This is a genomic window from Rhodococcus sp. BP-241 (genome assembly GCF_019836145.1).
Lineage (GTDB): Bacteria > Actinomycetota > Actinomycetes > Mycobacteriales > Mycobacteriaceae > Rhodococcoides.
In genome coordinates, this window is record NZ_JABUEI010000002.1 from 1 (window position 1) to 22320 (window position 22320).

Sequence of the window (22320 nt, forward strand, 5' to 3'; positions counted from 1 at the left end):
GGTGGTAGGCGATCCGGTGCGGTCCCCACCGGTTGGTGAAGCGCAGCGCCACGATTCGTCGTTCGGTGCGTCTCGGTGTGCGCGCGGGGCTGCGGCGGGGCCGGCTGGACCGGTCGATCATCGCCGGCGCCCCGCCGGCCCGGTACCGGTCGGCCCACTTCTTGGCGGTGCTCGGTGAGACCTGGAAGCGTTCGGCGGCCCGCCGGATGGACCAGTGGTCGTCGACGATCGAACTCGCGAGCTTCAATCGTCCCTTCGGGGTGAGGGAGGCGTTAGCGTGGGACACGAGGACCTCTCGGTTGTCGGTGCAGTTGTGGTAACCACACCGATACCGGAGGTCCTCACCTATCTGTTGTCGCCACGCCGTCCACAACGTCCCTGGCTATTACACCTAGTCGGCGGTGACGGATTCCTTCACTTCACCCGGCTCGTCGTCGGCGAGCATCGCCGCACCGAGCAGCGCCTCGGGTACGCCGAACGCGTCGATCAGCGTGTGGGCGTGCGGGCGCAGCGTGCGGCAGCGCTCGTTGATCCCGCGCGTGACGGCCTTCGACCGCTCTGTGGAGATGTAGCGGTGCTCGATGAACCAGGCCTTGTCGGCGTCGATCGTGGTGAGCGCGTAGAGGTCGCACACCTCGCCGAGCAGTTCCTTGGCGTCGTCGTCCTCGCAGTTGTCGATGCCGGCGACGAACGCCTCGAGCACCACGCGATCGACGTGCGCCGTGGCCGCGTGAAGGATGTGGTCCTGCACCGCGTTGAACGCGTCGAACTGGCTCATCTTCTTGGACAACCCGTTCAGACGCTTCGCGGCCGTGGAGATGAGGTACTCCTCGCGCTCCTCGAACATCGAGATCTGGGTGCCGCGGTTGAAGAGGCTGCCCTCCTCCTCGTTGTCCTGACGTGAGTCGACGAGGGTCTGGATGATGGGCGCCGCCGCCGTGCGCTTCTTCACCACGTCGCCGACCGTGCCGGCGGCGAACTTCACCCAATCGGCCGCACCGAACGAGCGGACCTCGTGGGCGTACGCGGTGAGCAGCTCCTTCGCGACGAGCTGCGTGAGCACCACGTTGTCGCCCTCGAAGGTGGTGAAGACGTCCGAGTCCGCCTTGAGCGCGATGAGTCGGTTCTCCGCGAGGTAGCCCGCGCCGCCGCAGGCCTCGCGGGACTCCTGGATCGCCTTCGTCGCGTGCCAGGTGTTCGCTGCCTTCAGGCCGGCCGCCCGCGACTCGAGTTCCCGTTGCTCGGTGGCGTCGGGATCCTCGGCGCTCTGGATGTCGTGCATCTTCGAGACGAGCTCGTTCTGCGCGAACTGCAGCGCGTACGACTTGGCGATGAGCGGGAACAGCCGACGCTGGTGGACGAGGTAGTCCATGATCGTGACCTCGTCGTCGGTCCCGGGCGCGCTGAACTGCTTGCGCTGCAGCGCGTACTTCGTCGCGATGGTCAGCGCGACGCGCGCCGCGGCGCCCGCCGAACCGCCCACGGTGATGCGGCCGCGGATGAGGGTGCCCAGCATGGTGAAGAAGCGCCGGTTCGGGTTGTCGATGTCCGAGGAGTAGCTGCCGTCGGCCGCGACGTCCGCGATCTTGTTGAGCATGTTCTCGCGCGGGATGCGAACGTGGTCGAACATGATGCGGCCGTTGTCCACGCCGGGCAGGCCGCCCTTGTAGCCGATGTCGAACGTGGTGACGCCGGGGAGGTCGCTGCCGAAGTTCTCGTCGCGGATCTGGACGACGAAGCAGTGCACGCCCTTGCTCTCGGGCTCCTCACCCGGTCCGGCGGTGATCAGCTGCGCGAACACGGCGGCGTACTTCGCCGACTCGGCGGCGCCGCCGATGTAGTCCTTGCGCGAGGACTTGTCCGGCGTGTGGATCACGAATTCCTGCGTCTCGCGGTCGTACGTCGCGGTGGTGCCGATCGACTGCACGTCGCTGCCGTGGCCGGTCTCCGACATCGCGAAACAGCCAAGCGTCTCGAGATCGATCAGGGGCTTGATGAACTCCTTGTGGTGCTTCTCGGTGCCGAGGTTCTCGATCGCGCCACCGAAGAGGCCCCACTGCACGCCGGCTTTCACCATGAGCGACAGATCCGACATGGCGAGCATCTCGATCATCGTGACGGCGGCGCCGATGTCGCCCGTGCCGCCGACCTCTTTGGCGAAACCGGACTCTGCCGCGCCGGCCGCGGCGAGCACACGCAGCTGCTCGAAAGCCTTGGTCCGCGCGATGGCGGTGTTGGGTGTGTAGTGCGGTGCGAACTCGTGGCGCGCGAGCTGCTCGCGCGTCCGGTTCCGTACGTCGCGCCACCGTCCGTCGAGAGTCCTGCGCAGGTGATTCGCCAGCTGAGCAGCGTTGTCGGAGGACGTGCCGGTGTCAGTGGTGCCGGTCTCGGTAGTGGTCATACTCGACGGTAACCAAAACTCGAGGTGCCCGGGAGGGACTTGTCAGCGCGGCCACAGAAATTCACGCCACACCGCGCGAATCTTGCGAAACATCACACTCGTGGCGTCCATCGACGCAGCCTGCGGGGTCGACGGGGCGTAGGGGCCGTCGCGGAAGAGCGAGGCGCCGTTGTCCGCGATGGCGCGCGACATGATCGAGCTGAAGCCGTCGCACTGCTCGACGAGGTGCTCGCGGAACCCCTCCGGCCAGGCCAGTCGGGATCCCGGGTGCTGCCGGTCGGGCTCGTGTGGTGCCGTCATGGCAGAAGGATATGCCCGATGTAACGCAGATTTAACACTTTTCATCAGGTCGATTCCGCGCCGACGGTGCCGTGCGTGCGGTCGCCGCCCGACTACCGTGTCGCTGTGCTGATTCGCGACGCCGTGCCCGCCGACCTGCCCGAGATCCTCACCGTGCACAACGCCGCCATCGCGGACACGACCGCGATCTGGGACGAGGAGCAGGTGGGACTCGCGGACCGGCAGGCCTGGTTCGACCAGCGCACCGGCGCCGCCCTGCCGATCCTCACCGCCGAGATCGACGGGCGGGTCGCGGGCTACGCGTCCTACGGGCCGTTCCGTCCGAAGTCCGGCTACCGGCACACCGTCGAGAACTCCGTGTACGTCGCCGACGGCTTCCATCGGCGCGGCGTCGCGACCGCGTTGATGGCGGAACTGATCGAGCGCGCCCGCCGTGGGGACGTCCACGCGATCGTCGCGGGAATCGAGTCCTCGAACACCACCTCGATCGCCCTGCACGCGAAGTTCGGTTTCACGGTGGTGGGTGTCATGCCGCAGGTCGGCGTCAAGTTCGGGCGGTGGCTCGACCTGACCTGGATGCAGCTCCTGATCGAGGCGTGAGACAGCCGGTGTGAGACTGCTCCTTATCAGAAAGAGCACTCTGCGTCCTGTGAAACACTGGAGGGCGTGACTCCTTCGAGCGGAACCGACACCGGCGTCCCCACCGCCCGATCCGCAGAACTCTTCGCACGCGCGTCCGCCGTCATCCCCGGTGGCGTGAACTCGCCCGTGCGGGCCTTCCACTCCGTGGGCGGAACCCCGCGGTTCATGGCCGAGGCCAGCGGATACACCCTGCGCGACGCCGACGGCAACAACTACGTCGACCTCATCTCCTCGTGGGGACCGATGATTCTCGGTCATGCCCACCCGGCCGTGGTCGAGGCGGTGCAGAAGGCGGCCTCCACGGGACTGTCCTTCGGCGCTCCCACGCTCGGCGAGATCGAGTTGGCGGAGGAGATCGTGCGCCGCGTCGATCCCGTCGACGAGGTGCGCCTGGTGAATTCGGGCACAGAGGCGACCATGAGTGCGGTGCGTCTGGCCCGCGGGTTCACCGGTCGCAGCAAGATCGTCAAGTTCTCCGGCTGCTACCACGGCCATGTCGACGCCCTGCTCGCCGACGCCGGCTCGGGCGTCGCCACCCTCGGGCTGCCGACGTCGCCCGGCGTGACGGGTGCGCAGGCGGCCGACACCATCGTCGTTCCCTACAACGACCTCGATGCGGTCGCGAAGGCGTTCGCCGACCACCCGGGTCAGATCGCGTGCGTCATCACCGAGGCCGCGGCGGGCAACATGGGTGCGGTGGCGCCGCAGCCCGGCTTCAACGAGGGTCTGCAGCGTCTGACCCGTGCGCACGACGCACTGCTGATCATGGACGAGGTCATGACAGGCTTCCGCGTCAGCGCGTCGGGGTGGTACGGCGTCGATGGCATCGCCGGAGACCTCTACACCTTCGGCAAGGTCATGAGCGGCGGCCTGCCCGCGGCCGCGTTCGGTGGCCGGTCCGACATCATGAGCTACCTCGCCCCCGCGGGCCCCGTCTACCAGGCCGGCACCCTGTCGGGTAACCCCGTCGCCGTCGCCGCGGGTCTGGCGACGCTGCGCGCGGCGGACGCCGACGTCTACGCGGCACTCGACGCGAACTCCACCCGTCTGGGCGGCATCCTCGGTGACGCGCTCACCGCGGCGGGCGTCCCGCACCGCGTGCAGTACGCCGCCAACATGGTCAGCGTCTTCTTCTCCGAGGAACCGGTGATCGACTACGCGGGCGCCAAGGCGGCAGCCACCTGGCGTTTCCCCGCCTTCTTCCACGCGCTCCTGAGCCGCGGCGTGTACCCGCCGCCGAGCGCGTTCGAGGCCTGGTTCGTCTCCGCGGCGCTCGACGACCGCGCGTTCGAGATCATCGAGGCGGCCGCTCCCCACGCCGCCGCCGCAGCAGCCGCTGCCGAGCAGAAAGCACCGTCATGACCGAGTCGTCCCCGACCGACCCGACAAACAGCGACGCGTCCGGTATCGACACTTCCGGGCACCCGCACGCCGACACCCGCACGATCGTGCACGTGATGCGGCACGGCGAGGTGCACAACCCCAAGGGCATCCTCTACGGGCGCCTCCCGAACTTCCGGTTGTCGGTGAACGGTCAGGCCCAGGCGCGCACGGTGGCGAACGTGCTCGCCGGGCACGACGTCACGCACGTCGTCGCCTCCCCGCTGCAACGCGCGCAGGAGACGGCGGCGCCCATCGCGTCGGCGTTCGGGCTCACCATCGAGACGGACGAGAACCTCATCGAGGCCGGGAACGACTTCGAGGGTCTGAAGGTCGCCGTCGGAGACGGTGCGCTGCGCCGGCCCCGCCACTGGCTCAAGCTGCGTGACCCGTTCACCCCCTCGTGGGGCGAGCCCTACCTGCAGATCGCCCACCGGATGTTGGCCGCCGTCAACGCGGCTCGCGTCGCGGCCGTGGGCCACGAGGCCGTGTGCGTGAGTCATCAGCTGCCCGTGTGGACCCTGCGCCGCTTCCTGCAGGGCGACCGGTTGTGGCACGACCCCCGCAACCGCCAGTGCGGCCTCGCGTCGCTCACCTCGCTGATCTACGAGGGCGACACCCTCGTCGACATCGTCTACTCCGAGCCCGCAGGGGCGTCGGACCCCCTCCAGACCGGCGCATGAGACCCGCCCGCCTGCTCGCGCCGCTGCTCGTGGCCGCCACCGTTCTCACCGGGTGCGCCACGGGTACCGACGCCGTGGCACAGGGTGGGACCTTCGAGTTCGTCTCACCCGGCGGCAAGACGTCGATCTTCTACGACCCGCCCGCCGACCGCGGCACCGTGGGGAACCTCTCCGGACCCGACCTCATGACCGAGGGCACGACGACGTCGCTGTCCGACTACGAGGGCCAGGTCGTCGTCCTCAACATCTGGGGTCAGTGGTGTGGCCCCTGCCGCGGTGAGGCCGACGATCTCGAGCAGGTCTTCGAGGCGACGAAGGACCAGGGTGTGCAGTTCCTGGGCATCAACGTGCGCGACAACCAGCAGGACAAGGCGCAGGACTTCGTCATCGACAACAACGTGACGTACCCGTCCATCTACGACCCGCCGCTGCGCACCCTCCTCGCTCTCGGATCGAACTACCCGACCACCGTCATCCCGACCACGATCGTGCTCGACCGTGAGCACCGCGTCGCCGCGGTGTTCCTGACGGAGCTTCTCGCGAGCGACCTGCAGCCCGTGGTCGAGCGCATCGCAGCCGAGCCACCCGACGTGTCCGATGGGTGAGGCGTTCCAGTCGGCTGCCGCGTCGGGGCCGCTGTTCCTGGCTCTCGGTGCCTGCCTGCTCGCCGGTCTGGTGTCCTTCGCGTCGCCCTGCGTCGTCCCCCTGGTTCCGGGTTACCTGTCCTACCTGGCCGGAGTCGTCGGAGCGGACTCCCCGTCCGTCACCGCCGACGAGGCGGCCACCAAGACTCTGGTGCGGGGTCGCAGCCGCGTCGCCGGTGCCGCGGCCCTCTTCGTTCTCGGATTCACCGTGGTGTTCGTCCTGGCCACGGCCTCGGTCTTCGGCGCCATCTCGGTGCTGTCGGTGAACCGCGAGATCCTGCAGCGTGTGGGCGGCGTCGTCACCATCGCGATGGGTCTCGTCTTCCTCGGTCTGATCCCCGCCCTGCAGCGCGACACGCGCTTCGAACCGCGCCGCGTCGGCAGCATCCTCGGGGCACCGCTGCTCGGTGGCGTGTTCGCGCTCGGATGGACCCCGTGTCTCGGACCCACGCTGGCGGGCGTCATCTCGCTGACGGCCGGCACCGAGGGCACCACCGCGGCGCGCGGTGTGGTGCTGATCGTCGCCTACTGCCTGGGACTGGGACTGCCCTTCGTCGTTCTGGCGTTCGGCTCCGTCAGCGCGTTGCGCGGCGTCGGATGGCTGCGCCGCAACGCCCGTGCCATCCAGGTGTTCGGCGGTCTGATGCTGGTGGCTGTCGGCATCGCACTGGTGACCGGCGCCTGGGACCTGTTCGTCAGCTGGATCCGCGACGGAGCGGTGACCAGCGTGACCCTGCCGATCTAGTGGACGAGAAAGAGATATGAGCACTGACCTGTCGGCCCGCCCGGACGCCGAGGCGCGCCCGCCGCGGCAGTCTCCGGCGGGGCGCGTCGTCGCCGCAGTCCGGAACACCTGGCGCGGCCTGACCTCGATGCGCACGGCACTCGTGCTCCTGTTCCTCCTCGCCCTGGCCGCGATCCCGGGTGCGCTGCTGCCGCAGCGCAGCCTCAACTCGGGGAAGGTGGACCAGTACATCGCGGACCGCCCGTCCCTGGGGCCCGTCATGGACCGGCTGGAGTTGTTCGACGTCTTCGGCAGCTTCTGGTTCACGGCGATCTACGTCCTGCTGTTCGTCTCGCTGGTCGGCTGCATCCTGCCGCGCTGCGTCGACCACGCCCGCGCGTTGCGCACCCCGCCGGTCGCCACCCCGCGCAACCTGGGGCGGCTGCCCCACCACCTGCGCACCGAGGTCGACACGGCACCCGACGTTCTCCTCGACGAGATCGACGGCCGGATGCGCGGCTGGCGGAAGATGCGGCGCACCGAGGAGAGCGGCGCCCTGACGCTGTCCGCGGAGAAGGGGTACCTGCGCGAGGCGGGCAACCTGGTGTTCCACCTGTCGCTCGTCGGTCTGCTCGTGGCCATCGCCGTCGGGAAGCTCTTCAGCTACGAGGGCAACGTCGTCGTCATCGCCAACGACGGCCCGGGCATCTGCACCACCTCGCCCGCCCAGTTCGACTCGTTCCGCGCCGGCAACAGCGAGGACGGCACGGGCATGACCCCGCTCTGCGTGCGGGTGAAGAACTTCACGGCCGACTACCTCGAGAACGGGCAGGCCGAGCAGTTCACGTCCGACATCGAGTACCAGGCCGGCGACGACCTGGTCACGAACACCTGGCGCCCGGACACCCTGCAGGTCAACCATCCGCTGCGGGTCGCCGGTGACCGCGTCTACCTGCAGGGACACGGATACGCGCCGACGTTCACGGTGACGTTCCCCAACGGGGAGACCCGTACCGAGACGGTCCAGTGGGAGCCCACGGACGGCACCACGTTCCTCTCCAGCGGAGTGCACCGCTTCGATCCGCCCGGAGGTCTGTACCCGGATCCCGATGTCCGCCGCCAGAACCAGATCGCCATCGAGGGGCTGTTCGCGCCCACCGCGTTCTTCCACGGCTCGCTGTTGTCGTCGAGCTTCCCCGCCCCGAACGATCCGGCGGTGGCCGTCGACATCTACAAGGGCGACACCGGCCTCGACACCGGTAATCCACAGTCGCTGTTCTCGCTGAGCCAGGTGCTGGTGGAGCAGGGCCGGCTGGTGAAGCAGGATCGCGTCAACCTGACACCGGGGGAGTCGACGACGCTGTCCGACGGCACGCAGGTGCGATTCGACGGTGCCGAGGAATTCGTCAACCTGCAGGTCTCGCACGACCCCGCGCAGACGTGGGTGCTGGTGTTCGCGCTGTCGATGATGGCCGGTCTGCTGGTGTCCCTGGTGATCAAGCGCCGTCGCATCTGGGTCCGCGTGAGCACGGACGACGACCGACGACGTACCGTAGTAGAAGTGGGCGGACTCGCCCGGACCGATCAGGCCGGCTGGGGTGACGAGTTCGACCGCCTCACCGCGCGGGTGCTCGACCGACCCGACGCCGATGACGTACCGACCTCGAACAACAGGGAGTGACCATGCCGATCGACGCCACACTCGCGCAGTTCAGCGACTGGTCCTTCCGGTCGGCGTTCGGTGTCTACCTGCTCGCGGCGGTGTTCCTCATCGCCCAGTACGCCACGCAGACCGTCACGGCTGCGGAGCAGAAGTCCGAGCGGCAGCTCGTCGCGGCGGGCAAGGCGCCCGTGCGGCCCACCGGTCCCGGTCGGATCGAGGAGGCGCCCCGGCGTCCCGCGTCCGAGCGCTACGGCGGCATGGGCTACGCGCTGGTGGTGCTCGGTCTGCTGCTCACGGTCACGTCGATCGTGCTGCGCGGATTCGCCACCGACCGGTTCCCGCTCGGCAACATGTACGAGTTCGTGACGATGGCCACGGCCGCCGCGACGGCGACCTCGATCATCGCGCTGCGGAAGATGCGCCCGACGCTGATCTTCGTGGTCGTCCCGGTCATGATCCTGATGTTCCTCGCGGCGACGGTCCTCTACGCCGACGCGGCCCCCGTGGTCCCGGCCCTGCGCTCGTACTGGTTGCCGATCCACGTGACCATCGTCAGCATCGGCAGCGGAATCTTCCTGGTGGCCGGCGTCGCGTCGCTGCTGTTCCTGCTGCGGATGCGCTTCCCCGCCACGGAGGACGGCGCGAACACGGGTGCACTCGCCCGGTTCGCCCAGCGTCTTCCGGACGCCCGCACGCTCGACCGCCTGGCCTACAAGACCACGATCATCGGCTTCCCGCTGTTCGGCGCCGGCGTCATCCTCGGTGCGATCTGGGCCGAGGCCGCATGGGGACGTTTCTGGGGCTGGGATCCCAAGGAGACGGTGTCCTTCATCGCGTGGGTCGTCTACGCGGCGTATCTGCACGCACGGGCGACGTCGGGCTGGCGGAACACCCGCGCGGCGTGGATCAACGTCGCGGGCTTCGTCGCCATGCTGTTCAATCTCTTCATCATCAACATGGTCGTCTCCGGTCTGCACTCGTACGCGGGTCTGAACTGACCGTCGGCTCGACATGACCGCCGGGGGGAATCGGTGACGGACGATCGTTGGGACGGGTGGTCGCCCGGCCCGCAGGACGACGGGCGGATCCCGTCCGCGTCGACGCCGACGGATCCGGCGATCCAGCAGGTGCCTGCCTCGCCGATGCAACCGCCCACGGCGCACGACCTCTCGACGTCACGGCTGCTGCGGACCTCGCCGCCCCCACCGACGGGCGGCTGGCGCCGCACGCTCTTCGACGTCACCGGTGGCCGGGTGAACGTGGGCAACAGTGCCAAGGAGCAGCGGCGGCTCGCCTTGATCCGTCAGGTCGGCAACCCGTTGCACGGGTGTCATCGCATCGCGATCCTGAGCCTCAAGGGAGGCGTCGGGAAGACCACGGTGGCGGCGGCGCTGGGATCGACGTTCTCGTCGGTCCGGGGCGACCGTGTGATCGCCGTGGACGCGAACCCCGACCGCGGAACGCTGAGCTCCCGGGTTCCGCTGGAGACCGAGAAGACGGTGCGCGACCTGCTCAAGGACGCCCGCGACATCGACAAGTACAGCGCGGTCCGCGACTTCACGTCCCAGAATCACCACCGGCTCGAAGTGCTGGCGTCGGAGTCCGATCCGGCCATGTCGGAGGCGTTCGACGCGTACGACTACGAGACCACGGTGGCCGTGCTGGAGCGGTTCTACAACATCGTGCTGACCGATTGCGGAACGGGACTTCTGCACTCGGCGATGCGGGCGATCCTGCGCAGCGCCGACGGGCTGGTGATCGTGAGCAGCGGATCGGTGGACGGTGCGCGGAGTGCATCGGCGACGATGGACTGGCTCGACGCGCACGGCTACCGACATCTGGTGGAGCAGTCGTTGACGGTGGTCAACATGGTGCGGCCCGGGTCGAAGGTCATCGACGTCTCGAAGATCGTCGACCACTTCGGTCAGCGATGTCGCGCCGTGCGGGTGATCCCGTACGACGACCATCTCGCTCAGGGGGCGGAGGTCGACCTCGACGCTCTCGCGCCGGCGACGCGCACGGCGCTTCTCGAGACGGCAGCAGCGATGACCGCCGAGTTCCCGCCCCACGTCACGCGGTGACGGTCGTCCGCTGCACCGCACCGCACCGCGTGACGGGACTCAGTCGACGGAACCGGGCGTTCCCGCATCGGGACGCTCGGGACCGTTGCCACGATCACGTGCAGGGTTGTTCCTGATCTTCCACAGGAACTCCGGGTCGTCGTCCGGTCCGGTGACGCGTCCTCTGGGTGCCCCGGTCTCGGGGCCGAAAGACTTCCAGAGGAGCACGATCACGACCACGAGCCCGATCAGAGCCAGAACATAGATCATCACGCACCTCCACTACCGAGCGTAGTCGTGGCGGAGCGCCGGGGCACTCGAGTCGAGCTCGCAAGATCCTGAGAATCTGCTCGCACGCACTGGTGTCCGGCACGAACACCGCGAGTGGCGACCGATGGTCGACTCGGTGACGAGTGGGTGGCGCTCTAGGGGTGACGCGTGATCAGCGGTGCGCCTCGGTGGTGAGCGAGGTCAGGAGCTGCATGACCTCGGACTCGCGGAAGCGACGGTGGCCGCCGGGAGTGCGGAGCGATCCGAGCCGGCCGGCGTGGGCCCAGCGCGTGACGGTCTTCGGATCGACATGGAAGAGTGCGGCCACCTGGCCGGGGGTGAGCAGGTTCTCCTGCGTGGGGGTGTAAGCCGGTGCACTCATCGCGATCCTCCAGGGACACAGTCTTCATCTCGGTCGAATGCGGCTGTATGTCCGCATCCGTTGCCCATGGTGGCACCGAGACCCCCGGGTACTCGACTCTTCTAATGTTGGTAAAGGGGAGGTAATGGACAAATCGGATACGTCGAACGGCTCCGGTAATCTGTGTCCATGACCGATCCCATCCCCACCGGCAGCACCCCGAGCGGGTCGGCGAAGGGCCGACTGGTCCGCGATCTCGGCCTCTACACCGCCGCCCGGCTCGGTCTCATCGCTGTGGTCGCGGCCGTCATCTACTTCGGTGCCGCGCTGGCCGGGGTGACCGTGCCGCTGCTGATCGCCATGGTGTTCGCCCTGGTCGTCGCGTTCCCCCTGTCGCTCGTGCTCTTCAAGGGACTGCGCCGACGCGTCAACGAGGACATCGCCGCCGTCGACGAGAAGCGTCGCCGCGACCGCGAGGATCTGCACTCACGCCTGCGCGGAGAGTGACCGTGCGGCGAGTGCGCGGGCCAGGTGGTCGCGCTGCTCGATCACGCACCGTCGCAGAGCCGCGGGTGCGTCCGGGTGACCCGAGAGCCAGCGATCGGCATCCTCGCTGTGGGCGGCCGACGGGAAGAGCCCGATGACGAATCGTCGAGCGATCTCGATGCTCCGCTCCCGCCAGAAGGTCTCCAGCAGGGCGTAGTACTGCTCGTCGAAGCGCTCGACCAGCGTGCGTGACGGTCCGGCGGTGAAGCCGCGGATCAGCGCCCCCACCCGCTCGTTGCTCAGGGCGTCCGAACCGGTCAGGGCGGCCCAGGTCGCCTCCTTCACCGACGCGACGGGCTGCGCCGCCACCGCGGCGGCGTACTGCACCTCACCGGCCCCCGTGCGGTCGGACTCGAGCACCGTCGCCAGCTCGGCCTCGTCGGTGTGACCGGTCGCCGACAGCGCGAACCACAGGCCCCAGCGCTGCTCGGCGTCCAGTTCGAGACCGTCGACGGAGTCCTCGCCGGAGAGCAACGCGCGCACCCTCCCGGCGTGCGACGGCTCGTGTGACGCCGCGGCCGAGAACGCCCGGAACCACTCGAGCTGCGCGTCCGACCCGGCCGGCGCCCCGGCGAGCTGCTCGGCCGCCGTCGCGGTCCACCGCTGCCTGACACCGTCCCGGTCCGCGGCGTAGTGCTCCGCCGCGACCGCGGTGTCCGCGAGAATCGATCCGAGCACGGCCGGATGCGACTCGGTGGGTGCGAAGCGGACGGCGAGATCGACGTACGTCTGCGCAGGCAGTTCGGCATCACGCGTCGCGTTCCACCAGGAGGACCACACCAGCGCGCGGCGCAGGTCGTCGGGGATGCGGTCCAGCGACTGCATCGTCGCCTCCATCGACCGCGCGTCCAGGCGCACCTTCGCGTACGTGAGATCGCCGTCGTTCGGCAGGATCACCGCGGCATCGGGCAGCGCGAGCGGTGTCTCCGCGTCGGTGATGTGCACCGAGATCGGTTCCGCATCGACGAGGTGGCCGTTCTCGTCCGGCGACAGGCACGCGATGTCCAACCGCTGAGGACGCGGATCCGTCTGCGTGAGAACACCTCTGGTGCGGTCGTACAGCACGGTCGACACGCCGGTGGTCTCGAGCCAGGCGGCCGACCAGTCGTCGAGCGACCGACCGGCCGGTGCGGCCAGGGCGTCGAGCAGGTCGCGCAGGGTGGCCGTCCCGAAGGCTCGAGCGCGGAAGTACGCGCGGGCGCCCTCGAAGAAGGCCTCGTCACCGACGAAGGCCCCGAGTTGTTTGATCACGCTGGCGCCCTTGGCGTAGGTGATGCCGTCGAAGTTGAGCTTGGCCGCCTCGAGGTCGACGATGTCGGCGACGACGGGGTGGGTGGTCGGGAGCTGGTCCTGCGAATAGGCCCAGGCCTTGCGGCGCAGAGCGAACGACACCCAGGCGTCGGTGAACCGGGTGGCCGCGACCGAGGCGTACGCGCCCAGGTAGTCGGCGAGGGACTCCTTGAGCCACAGGTCGTCCCACCACTGCATGGTCACCAGATCGCCGAACCACATGTGCGCCATCTCGTGCAGGATCGTGTTCGCGCGCCGTGCGTACTGCGCTCGGGTGGCCGCGCTGCGGAAGACGTACGACTCCGTGAACGTGACGCAGCCGGGGTTCTCCATGGCGCCGAGGTTGTACTCGGGCACGAACACCTGGTCGTACTTCCCGAAGGGGTAGGGGAACTCGAACGCGTCGTGGAAGAAGTCGAGCCCGGCGCGCGTGACGTCGAAGATGTCGTCGTGGTCGAGGTACTCGCCGAGCGACGCACGGCACCACGCGCCGAGTTCGATGGTGAGGTCGCCGCGGCGGTACTCCGACGTGGCGCGGTGGTACGGGCCCGCGACGACGGCCGTGATGTACGTGGAGATCGGCTGCGTGGCGGCGAAGACACGGGTGGACGACCCTGCGTCGTCGGTGGTGGTCTTCTCCACCCGCTCGTTCGACAGCACCGTCCACTCGTCCGGTGCGCTCACCCGGAAGACGAACGGTCCCTTGAGGTCCGGCTGCTCGAAGTTCACGAAGACGCGCCGCGCGTCGGCGGGCTCGTACTGCGTGTAGAGGTAGGTCTCGCCGTCCGCCGGATCGACGAATCGGTGCAGGCCCTCACCGGTGCGGCTGTACCAGCCGCGGGCGTGGATGCGCACGGTGTTGTGGCTCCCGAGATCACGCAGCAGCACCCGCGCACCGTCGTACTGCACCTCCTGTTCGTGGTCGTTGACGATCACGCGGTCCACGCCGGCACCGAGGAAGTCCATCCACGTCGACGACGCGGTGGCCGCGAAGCTCACGGTGGTGACGGTGCCGAACTCGGCTCGGGTCCGTGCCTCGGTCAGGTCCAGCGCCACGTCGTATCGCACGTCGGACACCACCCGGGCGCGGTCGGCGGTCTCGGCGCGGGTCAGGTTCGCGGTACTCACACCTTCATGCAACACCACCGGAGGCGCGGCTCGCGACACACCACCGTCGCGGCGACCCGTGCCATCATGGGGCGCATGATTCTGGTGCTCAGATTGATCGTCACGGCGTTCGCGATCTGGCTGGCGGCGTCCTGGGTGGACGGCATCTCGATCGCGAGTTCGGGGCGCGGGCAGGGCTGGGACCTGGTGGTGCTGATCGGGATCGCCGCCGTGTTCACCGTGATCAACGCCTTGGTCAAGCCGATCGTGCAGTTGTTGTCGCTGCCCCTCATCGTGCTGACCCTCGGGCTGTTCCTGTTGGTGATCAACGCGTTGATGCTGCTGCTCACCGCCGCCATCACCGAGAGCACCGGGTACGGGCTCACCGTCGACGGTTTCGGGTCCGCCTTCTGGGGCGCGGTGATCGTGTCCATCGTCAACTGGGTTCTCGGTGGACTGGTGCCGGACCGTCGATCGGCGCGCCGCTGAGGCTGCCGCCGACCGCGGTCAGTCCAGCCGCGCCACGAATGCCGTGATGGTCTCGCGAAGCTTGCCGACGCGCTCCTCGACCGGGGTGTCGTCGCGGTACTGCCGTCCCAGCGTCGGGGTCTTGATCCGCCGCGCGTACAGGGAGCAGGCCAGATCCGAGCACAGGTAGGTGCCGACGGTGTTGCCGCGGCGGCCGGACTCACCGGTCTTGCGGGCCACCATCAGCGTGACACCGCCGTTCTGATGCCCGGTGGTGCAGATGCTGCACATCTGAGACCGGCGCGAACTGCTCTCCGAACGCAGGGCGACTCCGACGAGCCGATCCGCGGTCGGCACGACGAGGAAGCTGCGGCCCGGATACGCGGGGTCGCTCCAGCCGAGGAAGTCCAGGTCGTCCCACGGGCGACGGTCCAGATCGATGGGGACGGGGATGCGCTTCGCCTCGCCCTTCGAGCAGTTGACGAACGATGCCCGGATCTCGGGTTCGGTCACGGGGTCCATGGGACGACCGTAGAGGGAGATCATGACCGTCGGCAACGGAATTACCCGTCGCGCCGCGACTATCCGAGCAGCAGGCCGACGGTGGTCGCCACCGCCCAGACGAGCATCGCGAGACCCGAGTCGCGCAGCGCCGGAATGAGCGCGAGGCCCTGCTGCCGGGTGCGGACGGGGGCGTTGGCACGCCAGGCCAACGGGAAGGCGACGACGCCCAGTACGGCCCACGGCGAGTGCAGGAGCAGCAGCAGGCTGACGAGGAACGGCACGCCGAGCAGCGCGGCGTGCAGACCGCGGCTCCGGGCGTCGCCCAGCCGGACCGCGAGGGTGAGCTTGCCCGCCTCGGTGTCGGTGGGAATGTCGCGGATGTTGTTGGCCACCAGGACGGCGCTCGAGAAGCAGCCCATCGCGACGGCGCACGCGAGTCCCACGAGGTCGACGCGATCGGTGAGCACGAACTGGGTGCCGAGCACGGCGACGAGGCCGAAGAAGACGAAGACGGCGATCTCTCCGAGGCCGCTGTAGCCGTAGGGCTTCGATCCGCCCGTGTAGTACCAGGCTCCCGCGATGCACACGACACCGACGAGAACCAGCCACCAGGCCGTCGTCAGGGCGAGGACGAGCCCCGCGACGGCAGCGAGTGCGAAGCACGCCACGGCCGCGCCGCGGACGGCCGACGGCGTCGCCAGCCGGGAGCCGACGAGGCGGATCGGTCCGACGCGGTCGTCGTCGGTTCCGCGGATGCCGTCGGAGTAGTCGTTGGAGAAGTTCACGCCGACGATGAGGGCGACCGACACGAGCAGTGCCACCGGGGCCTTCCACCACGTCACGTCGCCGGCCGCCGCTGCCGCACCCGCCGCGGCCACGACCGGTGCGATCGCGTTCGGAAGTGTGCGCGGCCGTGCGCCTTCGAGCCACTGGGATGCTGTCGCCATGTGTGGATCATTGCCTACGCATGCCGATGCGGCCCCGCGCGGTCGTGTTGTGAGGCCCACCGCTCCCGGCGTACACTCCGGATGCGCCCTCGACCTCGGGGGTTTCTCACAGGCTTGTCGCCGTCGGCCGTGAACGTGGCACACGAATGCGGAACCGGTTCTTCGATCGGTTCACCTGTCGCACCCCGGGGATGAACGATGGACGACATCACCAGTTCCACGATCGACGACGCCGTCGCGGCCATGACGGACGTCGAACTCGACCGCGCCATCCGCGCGCTCACACTGCGCCAGCGGTCACTGCTGCTCGGCGGTGACCTCGACACGGCCTGGGCGGTCACCGAAGATCTCGAGCGCTGCCTCGCCGCCCGGTGCGGTATGCCGCGAACCTGACACGCTCGAGCCCCGGAAGAGGCTCAGCTGGACCGTCTGCGCGGCCCACGACCCGGGTATCCGGTGTCGGTGGGCGGGACGGGATCGTCCTCGTCGGAGAATCCGACCGGTTGGAATTCCACCATCAGGAAGCGTTGTCCCGGAACACGTGTCGCCCGCAGGTCGACGACGGTCCACCCGCCGTCGACACGGCGCAGTCGCACGCCGGGGATCTCGGTGCGATGGTCCGCCCACTCGTGCATCCGGCGATAGGCCGACACGATGCGCGCGATGTCCGAGGGGTGCGGGGTGTCGCGCTGATCGACCTGCCCCTTCCACAGGATGTTCTCCACCGGATCTGTCAGCCACCGCACGACGCGCACGCGCTCGGTGTCGATGAGTGCGATCGCGGTGGGGGAGTTGCGCGTCAGCGACCGCAGCGCGAACGCCTCGACCGACGGTCCGGCCACCACGAGTTCGTCCGCGCGGAGCGAGATCGCCAACGCGTGCGACACGGTGTCGACGTACCGGCTGGCGTCGTCGGCGGACGAGGTGTCGAGCACCGTCCGCACCGCATTGCGCAGGGGCCGGGCACCGCGCGGGGTACGCAGCGCCACGGTGCCGTCCCAGCGGGTTCCGGGTTCCGCGTCGAGCAGAGCGACGAGGAGATACATCGCGCTGTCGGCGTCGTCCGCGTGGTCGAACAGCTCGAATGCCGGTGCGGCGAGCTTCGATGCCGGCTCCCGGCCCGTGACGCCGGCGATGCCGGGCGTGAACGCGAACTGTCTACGTGACGAGGACCAGTCGTAGCCGACGACGAGGGGCGGCGGTGCGTCGGAATCGTCACCGGCGTACAGCATCACACCGTGGACGGCCTTCCGGGGACCCGGTACCGCGACGGCCCGCAGCGGACCGTTCAGTCCCGGCACGGTCTCGGCCGCGTCCTCGCCGCTGGTCGCGACGAACGCGGTCATCGCACGCGCCGCGTCCGCGATGCGCTTGCTGCCGACCGCGCGGGAGAGCGCCGTCCAGTCCTTCGCCCGACCGTCCTTGGCGACGACGGTCCCCACGGGACCGGCATCGCCGTCGGGCGGTTCGGCGAGTGTCTCCACGACGATCCAGCCGTCGTGCGCGTCGGGAGCTGCTCCCGTCGCCTGCCTCGCCATCGTCACTGTCCTCCGAACCCACGAACAACCAAGCCCCCGACCCGGATGTACCGGGAGGACCTTACTCACCGTCACGGTCTCGGGCGGCTCGCCCCTCGGCGTGCGGGGGAAGATGTCATTCGGTCGGACTACACGCGACCAGGGTCGTTCGCGCCGCCGCGCGGTCCACCTTGCCCGGGCCGCGGGCCGGGAGCGCGTCCACGAACAGCACCTGCCGGGGTGCCGCGGCAGGGCCGAGCGCGTCGGCGACGGCCGCCCGGAGAGACTCCGGCGACAGCTCGACACCGGGCCGCAGCACCACCAGTGCGCCCACCCGTTCGCCCAGGCGCGGATCGGGAACGCCGACCACGACGCACTCGGAGACCCCGTCGATCCCCGCGACGGCGTCTTCCACCACTCGCGGTACGACGGTGAGTCCGCCCGTGGTGATGGCGTCGTCTGCCCTCCCGAGAATCTGCAGACGGTCGCCCTGCAGGCGTCCGAGATCATCGGTGCGGAACCACCCCGCCTCGGCGAACGCCGGGTGATCAGGCATTCGGCGGTAACCGCTCGCCAGTGTGGGTCCGCCGAGGCGCACCCGGCCGTCCGCCTCGAGGCCGACGGTCACGCCGTCCAGGGGAACGCCGTCGTAGACGCACCCGCCGCAGGTCTCGCTCATCCCGTAGGTGCGGACCACGGTGATCCCCGCAGCGAGTGCGCGGTCGAGCACGGGAGCCGGGGTCGCGGCCCCGCCGAGCAGAACGGCGTCGAGGGACGCGAGCGCCGCGACGGCGTCCGGACGATCGAGCGCCTTCACCATCTGGGTGGGGACGAGGGAGGTGTAGCGCCGGGGCCCGCTCATCGACGCGACCGCGCGGACGAGGTGCGCGGGGTCGAATCCCGTCGACACGTCCACCACCGCGGGTTCGTGGCCGGCGGCGAGGGAGCGTAGGACCACCTGCATCCCGGCGATGTGATGGGCCGGCAGCGCGAGCAACCACTGTCCCGGCCCACCCAGCCGGGCATGGGTGGCGGCGGCGCTGGCCCGGAGTGCGGCCGCCCCGAGCAGGGCCCCCTTCGGGGTTCCCGTCGACCCGGACGTCGCGAGCACCATCGCGGTACCCGGCTCCGCGGGAGTGCCCGGTGACAGCGCGTCGGCGAGGCGTCGACGCTCACGATCGTCGTCGGCGGGGACCGGCAGGACCGGCTCGGCGGTGCCGTCGAGCACGGCGCGCAGTCGCGGCAGCAGACCCAGCACCGCGTCTCCGCTGGGCACCGGGAGGACGGTCAGATCAGCCACGGCGTTGCGGGTGGTCAGGCGGAACCTCGACCACGACGATGCGTGTGCCGTCGGGGTCGGCGATCCACATCTCCGTCAGTCCCCAGGGCTCGGTCTGCGGGGGCCGCACGATCTCGACGCCCGCCGCCTCGAGCTCGGCGCGCGCCGCCTCGACGTCACGCACCTGCAGGAGAATCGTCGCCCCCGCCCCCGCCCCCGCCGTCGGCTCGCCGTGACCCGCCACCTCGATCAGCGACTGCCCCGCGAAGAACACCACGCCACCGGGATACTCGCGGAAGATGCCGAGCCGCAACCGGTCCCGATAGAAGCTCAGGGTCTCGTCGACGTTTTTCGGCCGCAGAATGATCCGGCTCGCCAGCACCTCCATCGTCGGTCGCCTCTCAGAAGTACCAGGGGTAGGGAGACCAGTCCGGCTCACGCTTCTCGAGGAACGAGTCGCGACCCTCCACGGCCTCGTCGGTCATGTAGGCCAACCGCGTCGCCTCGCCCGCGAACAGCTGCTGCCCCACCAGCCCGTCGTCCTGAAGATTGAACGCGTACTTGAGCATTCGCTGCGCCTGCGGGGACTTGCCGTTGATCGTGCGCCCCCACTCGATGGCGACGGTCTCGAGGTCGGCGTGATCGACCACCTTGTTCACAGCACCCATCCGGTGCATGTCCTCGGCGGTGTAGGTGTCACCGAGGAAGAAGATCTCGCGAGCGAACTTCTGCCCCACCATCTTCGCCAGGTACGCGCTGCCGTATCCGCCGTCGAAGCTGCCCACGTCGGCGTCGGTCTGCTTGAAGCGGGCGTGTTCCCGGCTCGCCAGAGTCAGGTCGCAGACCACGTGCAGGCTGTGTCCGCCGCCCGCGGCCCACCCGTTGACGAGGCAGATCACGACCTTGGGCATTGTGCGGATCAGGCGCTGCACCTCGAGGATGTGGAGCCGTCCCGCGCGCGCCCGGTCCACGGTCTCGGCCGTGTCGCCGCTGGCGTACTGGTAGCCGGACCGCCCCCGGATGCGCTGGTCGCCGCCGGAACAGAAGGCCCACCCGCCGTCCTTCTCGCTGGGCCCGTTGCCCGTGAGGAGGACGGCGCCGACGTCGGAGGTCATCCGGGCGTGGTCGAGCGTGCGGTACAGCTCGTCGACGGTGCCGGGGCGGAAGGCGTTGCGTACCTCGGGGCGATCGAACGCGATGCGCACGGTGCCGTCGGTGACGTGGCGGTGGTAGGTGATGTCCACCAGGTCCTCGAAGCCGGGGACCGCGGTCCACTGCTCGGGCTGGAACGGCGAGGTCTGATCGGTCACCCTCGACAGCCTAACGACGGACCGAATCGGACTCCGCGTTACCGTCGTCCGATGACCGACGATTCCCCCCACGGCGGATTCCCGAAGTTCACCAGGGCCACGCCGCCGCCGGACTACGGCCGGTTGATCGAGGCGTTGCGCACCGTCCAGGACCTCGCGGTGTCCACGGACCTGCCGGACGACCAGCTCGCCCTGGCCGCCGACCAGGCGGAGAAACTCGCTGCGACCATGGCGCCGTACGTGGTGCCGGAGGGTCTGTCACCGGCGGGCCGCGCGCTGGAGCTCCCGGGCCGCGGCAGTCTGCTGATGCTGCCGTGGACCATCGAGAAATACGGCGCCGAGGGCGTGCGGTCCACCGGTGTGTTCCGCCGGTTCCATCTCGGCGGCAACGGCGCAGCCCACGGCGGCACGCTGCCGTTGCTGTTCGACGACCTCTTCGGGCTGATCCAGCACGCGTACGGTCGCCCGATCAGCCGCACCGCTTTCCTGCACATCGACTACCGCGCCGTGACCCCGTTGAACGAGCAGCTCGTCGCCGAGGGGCACGTGACGAAGGTCGAGGGCCGCAAGACGTTCATCGAGGCCCGGTTGACCAAGCAGGACGGCACGCTCGTCGCCGAGAGCAACGCCCTCATGGTGCAGTTGCTCCCCGGCCAGCAGTGACGGCGGCACCCGCTCCCGGGCTCGACGAGATCGTCGCGTCGGCCCACGTGCTGTCGCTGCCCATGCGCACCCGGTTCCGCGGCATCACGACGCGGGAGGTACTGGTGTTCTCCGGACCCGCCGGATGGGGCGAGTTCGGCGCCTTCCCCGAGTACGACGACGCGGAGGCGTCGGCATGGCTGCGTGCCGGCATCGAGATGGCCTGGCAGGGCGCGCCCGATCCGGTGCGGGACCACGTCGAGGTCAACGCCACCGTGCCCGCGGTGCCCGCCGCCGAGGTGCCCGCCGTGCTCGCGCGCTATCCCGGCACGCGCACGGCGAAGGTCAAGGTCGCCGAGAAGGGCCAGACCCTCGACGACGACGTCGCACGAGTCGAGGCGGTCCGGGCGCTCGTCCCCACCGTGCGTGTCGACGCCAACGGGGGCTGGACGGTCGACGAGGCCGAGACGGCCCTGCGCGCCCTCACCGAGAACGGTGACCTCGAGTACGCGGAGCAGCCCTGCGCGACGGTCGAGGAACTCGCCGAGGTGCGCAGACGCGTGCGCGGAGTGTCGATCGCCGCCGACGAGAGCATCCGGCGAGCCGAGGACCCGCTGCGCGTGGTGCGGGCCGGGGCCGCCGACGTGGCCGTCGTCAAGGTGCCGCCGCTGGGCGGGATGCGGGCGGTGCTGCGGCTCGCCGAGGAATTGGCGCAGTACGGCGTCCCCGTGGTCGTGTCGAGCGCCCTCGACTCGGCGATCGGCATGTCGGCGGGACTCGCTGCGGCGGCGGCCCTGCCGTCGAGTGCCGCGTGCGGCCTGGGCACCGGCGCACTGTTCGTCACCGACGTGGCCGAGCCGCGAGCACTCGTCGACGGTCGTCTGCGGGTCGACACCGTGGTCCCCGATGCGGATCGACTCCGCGAGCTCGCCGCCCCGGACGATCGGCGGACGTGGTGGCTGGAGCGTCTCGCCCGGTGCCATCCCCTCGCTTTGTTGTAGGGTCGCGCCGACCAGAAACCTTCTCCGAGAACGGCCTACGGCCCGACTCCAAACGACAGGATTGTTTTCCGTGGCATCACTGCAGACCACCCTCCTCGACGAGAACACCGCACCGGCCGTGCGCGCGGACGTTCGCGCGCTGATCGACGCCGAGGTCTCCGACAAGAAGGGCGCCTCCGGCCTCGCGGTCAAGGGCGGATACGGCGCCGTGAAGAAGGTGAGCCCCAGCGTCGTCGACGATGCGATCGCCAAGCTGTGGCCGAGCTTCGTCGAGAAGCTCGACCCGTTCTGGCAGCGGTACCAGGCCGCGCCGACCGGCACGTTCGGTGAGTTCCTCGCCGCGAACGGTGACGAGGCGTCCGACGCGCTCCTGTCCGTCACCGACGCGCGCATCGACGAGACCAGCAAGTCGACCATCAAGAAGGCGTACTCCTCGCTCCGCCCGTCGGCGAAGAAGAACGTCACCGAGGCTCTCCCGCGCGTCGGCGCCCTGGTGCAGAAGTACGCAGCCTGACCCCTGTGCGCCTTTCGCGTGTCCCCGGATGCGCGAAAGGCGCACGGACGGCCGGATCGTCGATGAT

The 22320-nt window shown here is 69.4% G+C and carries 26 protein-coding genes; 14 read left to right on the forward strand and 12 right to left on the reverse strand.

Annotation, left to right across the window (positions count from 1 at the left end):
• From HQ308_RS03495 to HQ308_RS03505, 3 genes are all read right to left on the reverse strand, one after another.
• Positions 1 to 286: leucine zipper domain-containing protein (locus HQ308_RS03495; protein WP_222645463.1), on the reverse strand; the 286-nt coding region annotated here is incomplete at its 3' end.
• A 105-nt stretch (positions 287 to 391) separates the two neighbouring features.
• Entirely contained in the window at positions 392 to 2401 is a 2010-nt protein-coding gene (locus HQ308_RS03500; RefSeq protein WP_222645464.1) for an acyl-CoA dehydrogenase, read from the reverse strand.
• A gap of 42 nt (positions 2402 to 2443) precedes the next feature.
• Positions 2444 to 2701 carry an inositol 2-dehydrogenase gene (locus HQ308_RS03505; protein WP_222645465.1) on the reverse strand — a complete coding sequence of 86 codons (258 nt, stop codon included), beginning with the start codon at positions 2699 to 2701 and terminating at the stop codon, positions 2444 to 2446.
• Positions 2702 to 2806: 105 nt separating this feature from the next.
• On the opposite strand from HQ308_RS03505, the gene HQ308_RS03510 reads away from it, so the two are divergent.
• The 8 genes from HQ308_RS03510 (at position 2807) to HQ308_RS03545 (ending at position 10518) form a co-directional block, all read left to right on the forward strand.
• Positions 2807 to 3301: a GNAT family N-acetyltransferase gene (locus tag HQ308_RS03510; protein WP_222631886.1), complete on the forward strand. Its 495-nt coding sequence runs from the start codon at positions 2807 to 2809 to the stop codon at positions 3299 to 3301.
• Between the two features lie 66 nt (positions 3302 to 3367).
• Positions 3368 to 4705 carry a glutamate-1-semialdehyde 2,1-aminomutase gene (hemL, locus tag HQ308_RS03515; RefSeq protein ID WP_056441647.1) on the forward strand — a complete coding sequence of 446 codons (1338 nt, stop codon included), beginning with the start codon at positions 3368 to 3370 and terminating at the stop codon, positions 4703 to 4705.
• Positions 4706 to 4800: 95 nt separating this feature from the next.
• Positions 4801 to 5406, forward strand: a complete 606-nt coding sequence (locus tag HQ308_RS03520) for a histidine phosphatase family protein (protein WP_051613157.1) — start codon at positions 4801 to 4803, stop codon at positions 5404 to 5406.
• Positions 5403 to 6011 (forward strand): TlpA disulfide reductase family protein, encoded by a 609-nt coding sequence (locus HQ308_RS03525; protein ID WP_027504521.1) that lies wholly within the window; start codon positions 5403 to 5405, stop codon positions 6009 to 6011. Before HQ308_RS03520 ends, HQ308_RS03525 begins: the two co-directional genes overlap by 4 nt.
• A complete protein-coding gene (locus HQ308_RS03530) occupies positions 6004 to 6795 on the forward strand; it encodes a cytochrome c biogenesis CcdA family protein (protein WP_027504522.1) in 792 nt (263 codons plus the stop codon). The genes HQ308_RS03525 and HQ308_RS03530 overlap by 8 nt, the downstream gene beginning before the upstream one ends.
• 16 nt (positions 6796 to 6811) lie before the next feature.
• Positions 6812 to 8455, forward strand: a complete 1644-nt coding sequence (locus HQ308_RS03535; RefSeq protein ID WP_222645466.1) for a cytochrome c biogenesis protein ResB — start codon at positions 6812 to 6814, stop codon at positions 8453 to 8455.
• 2 nt (positions 8456 to 8457) lie between these two features.
• Entirely contained in the window at positions 8458 to 9435 is a 978-nt protein-coding gene (gene ccsB, locus HQ308_RS03540) for a c-type cytochrome biogenesis protein CcsB (RefSeq protein ID WP_056441651.1), read from the forward strand.
• 33 nt (positions 9436 to 9468) lie between these two features.
• The gene (locus HQ308_RS03545; RefSeq protein ID WP_051613086.1) at positions 9469 to 10518 is read left to right on the forward strand and encodes a MinD/ParA family protein; all 1050 of its coding nucleotides are present in this window, start codon (positions 9469 to 9471) and stop codon (positions 10516 to 10518) included.
• Positions 10519 to 10557: 39 nt separating this feature from the next.
• Here the strand turns inward: HQ308_RS03545 and HQ308_RS03550 are convergent, their stop codons facing one another.
• On the reverse strand, positions 10558 to 10767 hold the full coding sequence (locus tag HQ308_RS03550) for a hypothetical protein (RefSeq protein WP_027504525.1): 210 nt from the start codon (positions 10765 to 10767) through the stop codon (positions 10558 to 10560).
• 172 nt (positions 10768 to 10939) lie between these two features.
• Positions 10940 to 11149 carry a BldC family transcriptional regulator gene (locus HQ308_RS03555; RefSeq protein WP_042574081.1) on the reverse strand — a complete coding sequence of 70 codons (210 nt, stop codon included), beginning with the start codon at positions 11147 to 11149 and terminating at the stop codon, positions 10940 to 10942.
• Positions 11150 to 11317: 168 nt separating this feature from the next.
• Between HQ308_RS03555 and HQ308_RS03560 the strand changes: the two genes are divergently transcribed.
• Positions 11318 to 11635 carry a DUF4229 domain-containing protein gene (locus HQ308_RS03560; protein ID WP_222645467.1) on the forward strand — a complete coding sequence of 106 codons (318 nt, stop codon included), beginning with the start codon at positions 11318 to 11320 and terminating at the stop codon, positions 11633 to 11635.
• On the opposite strand, the gene pepN is transcribed toward HQ308_RS03560, so the two are convergent.
• Positions 11615 to 14092, reverse strand: a complete 2478-nt coding sequence (gene pepN, locus HQ308_RS03565) for an aminopeptidase N (protein WP_222645468.1) — start codon at positions 14090 to 14092, stop codon at positions 11615 to 11617. The two genes, HQ308_RS03560 and pepN, sit on opposite strands and share 21 nt — an antisense overlap.
• Before the next feature lie 75 nt (positions 14093 to 14167).
• On the opposite strand from pepN, the gene HQ308_RS03570 reads away from it, so the two are divergent.
• Positions 14168 to 14560 carry a phage holin family protein gene (locus HQ308_RS03570; RefSeq protein WP_027504529.1) on the forward strand — a complete coding sequence of 131 codons (393 nt, stop codon included), beginning with the start codon at positions 14168 to 14170 and terminating at the stop codon, positions 14558 to 14560.
• Positions 14561 to 14578: 18 nt separating this feature from the next.
• Here HQ308_RS03570 and HQ308_RS03575 read toward each other — a convergent pair whose 3' ends face one another.
• Both HQ308_RS03575 and HQ308_RS03580 read right to left on the reverse strand, forming a co-directional pair.
• Positions 14579 to 15061 carry an FBP domain-containing protein gene (locus HQ308_RS03575; RefSeq protein ID WP_222645469.1) on the reverse strand — a complete coding sequence of 161 codons (483 nt, stop codon included), beginning with the start codon at positions 15059 to 15061 and terminating at the stop codon, positions 14579 to 14581.
• A 59-nt stretch (positions 15062 to 15120) separates the two neighbouring features.
• The gene (locus tag HQ308_RS03580) at positions 15121 to 15990 is read right to left on the reverse strand and encodes a 1,4-dihydroxy-2-naphthoate polyprenyltransferase (protein ID WP_027504531.1); all 870 of its coding nucleotides are present in this window, start codon (positions 15988 to 15990) and stop codon (positions 15121 to 15123) included.
• Positions 15991 to 16188: 198 nt separating this feature from the next.
• On the opposite strand from HQ308_RS03580, the gene HQ308_RS03585 reads away from it, so the two are divergent.
• Complete coding sequence (locus HQ308_RS03585) at positions 16189 to 16383, forward strand: hypothetical protein (RefSeq protein ID WP_037184696.1); 195 nt, start codon at positions 16189 to 16191, stop codon at positions 16381 to 16383.
• A 23-nt stretch (positions 16384 to 16406) separates the two neighbouring features.
• Here the strand turns inward: HQ308_RS03585 and HQ308_RS03590 are convergent, their stop codons facing one another.
• The 4 genes from HQ308_RS03590 to HQ308_RS03605 form a co-directional block, all read right to left on the reverse strand.
• Positions 16407 to 17528, reverse strand: a complete 1122-nt coding sequence (locus tag HQ308_RS03590) for a GAF domain-containing protein (RefSeq protein ID WP_222638085.1) — start codon at positions 17526 to 17528, stop codon at positions 16407 to 16409.
• Between the two features lie 115 nt (positions 17529 to 17643).
• Positions 17644 to 18807: an o-succinylbenzoate--CoA ligase gene (gene menE, locus HQ308_RS03595; protein WP_222645470.1), complete on the reverse strand. Its 1164-nt coding sequence runs from the start codon at positions 18805 to 18807 to the stop codon at positions 17644 to 17646.
• Positions 18800 to 19174, reverse strand: a complete 375-nt coding sequence (locus tag HQ308_RS03600; RefSeq protein ID WP_222645471.1) for a VOC family protein — start codon at positions 19172 to 19174, stop codon at positions 18800 to 18802. The genes menE and HQ308_RS03600 overlap by 8 nt, the downstream gene beginning before the upstream one ends.
• 13 nt (positions 19175 to 19187) lie before the next feature.
• A complete protein-coding gene (locus HQ308_RS03605) occupies positions 19188 to 20096 on the reverse strand; it encodes a 1,4-dihydroxy-2-naphthoyl-CoA synthase (RefSeq protein WP_373425200.1) in 909 nt (302 codons plus the stop codon).
• A 51-nt stretch (positions 20097 to 20147) separates the two neighbouring features.
• On the opposite strand from HQ308_RS03605, the gene HQ308_RS03610 reads away from it, so the two are divergent.
• The 3 genes from HQ308_RS03610 (at position 20148) to HQ308_RS03620 (ending at position 22253) form a co-directional block, all read left to right on the forward strand.
• Positions 20148 to 20759, forward strand: coding sequence for a PaaI family thioesterase (locus tag HQ308_RS03610; RefSeq protein WP_027504536.1), 612 nt, complete (start codon positions 20148 to 20150; stop codon positions 20757 to 20759).
• Positions 20756 to 21739 carry an o-succinylbenzoate synthase gene (locus HQ308_RS03615; RefSeq protein ID WP_027504537.1) on the forward strand — a complete coding sequence of 328 codons (984 nt, stop codon included), beginning with the start codon at positions 20756 to 20758 and terminating at the stop codon, positions 21737 to 21739. The genes HQ308_RS03610 and HQ308_RS03615 overlap by 4 nt, the downstream gene beginning before the upstream one ends.
• Positions 21740 to 21809: 70 nt before the next feature.
• The gene (locus tag HQ308_RS03620) at positions 21810 to 22253 is read left to right on the forward strand and encodes a hypothetical protein (RefSeq protein WP_374198518.1); all 444 of its coding nucleotides are present in this window, start codon (positions 21810 to 21812) and stop codon (positions 22251 to 22253) included.
• The last annotated feature ends 67 nt before the right edge of the window (positions 22254 to 22320 follow it).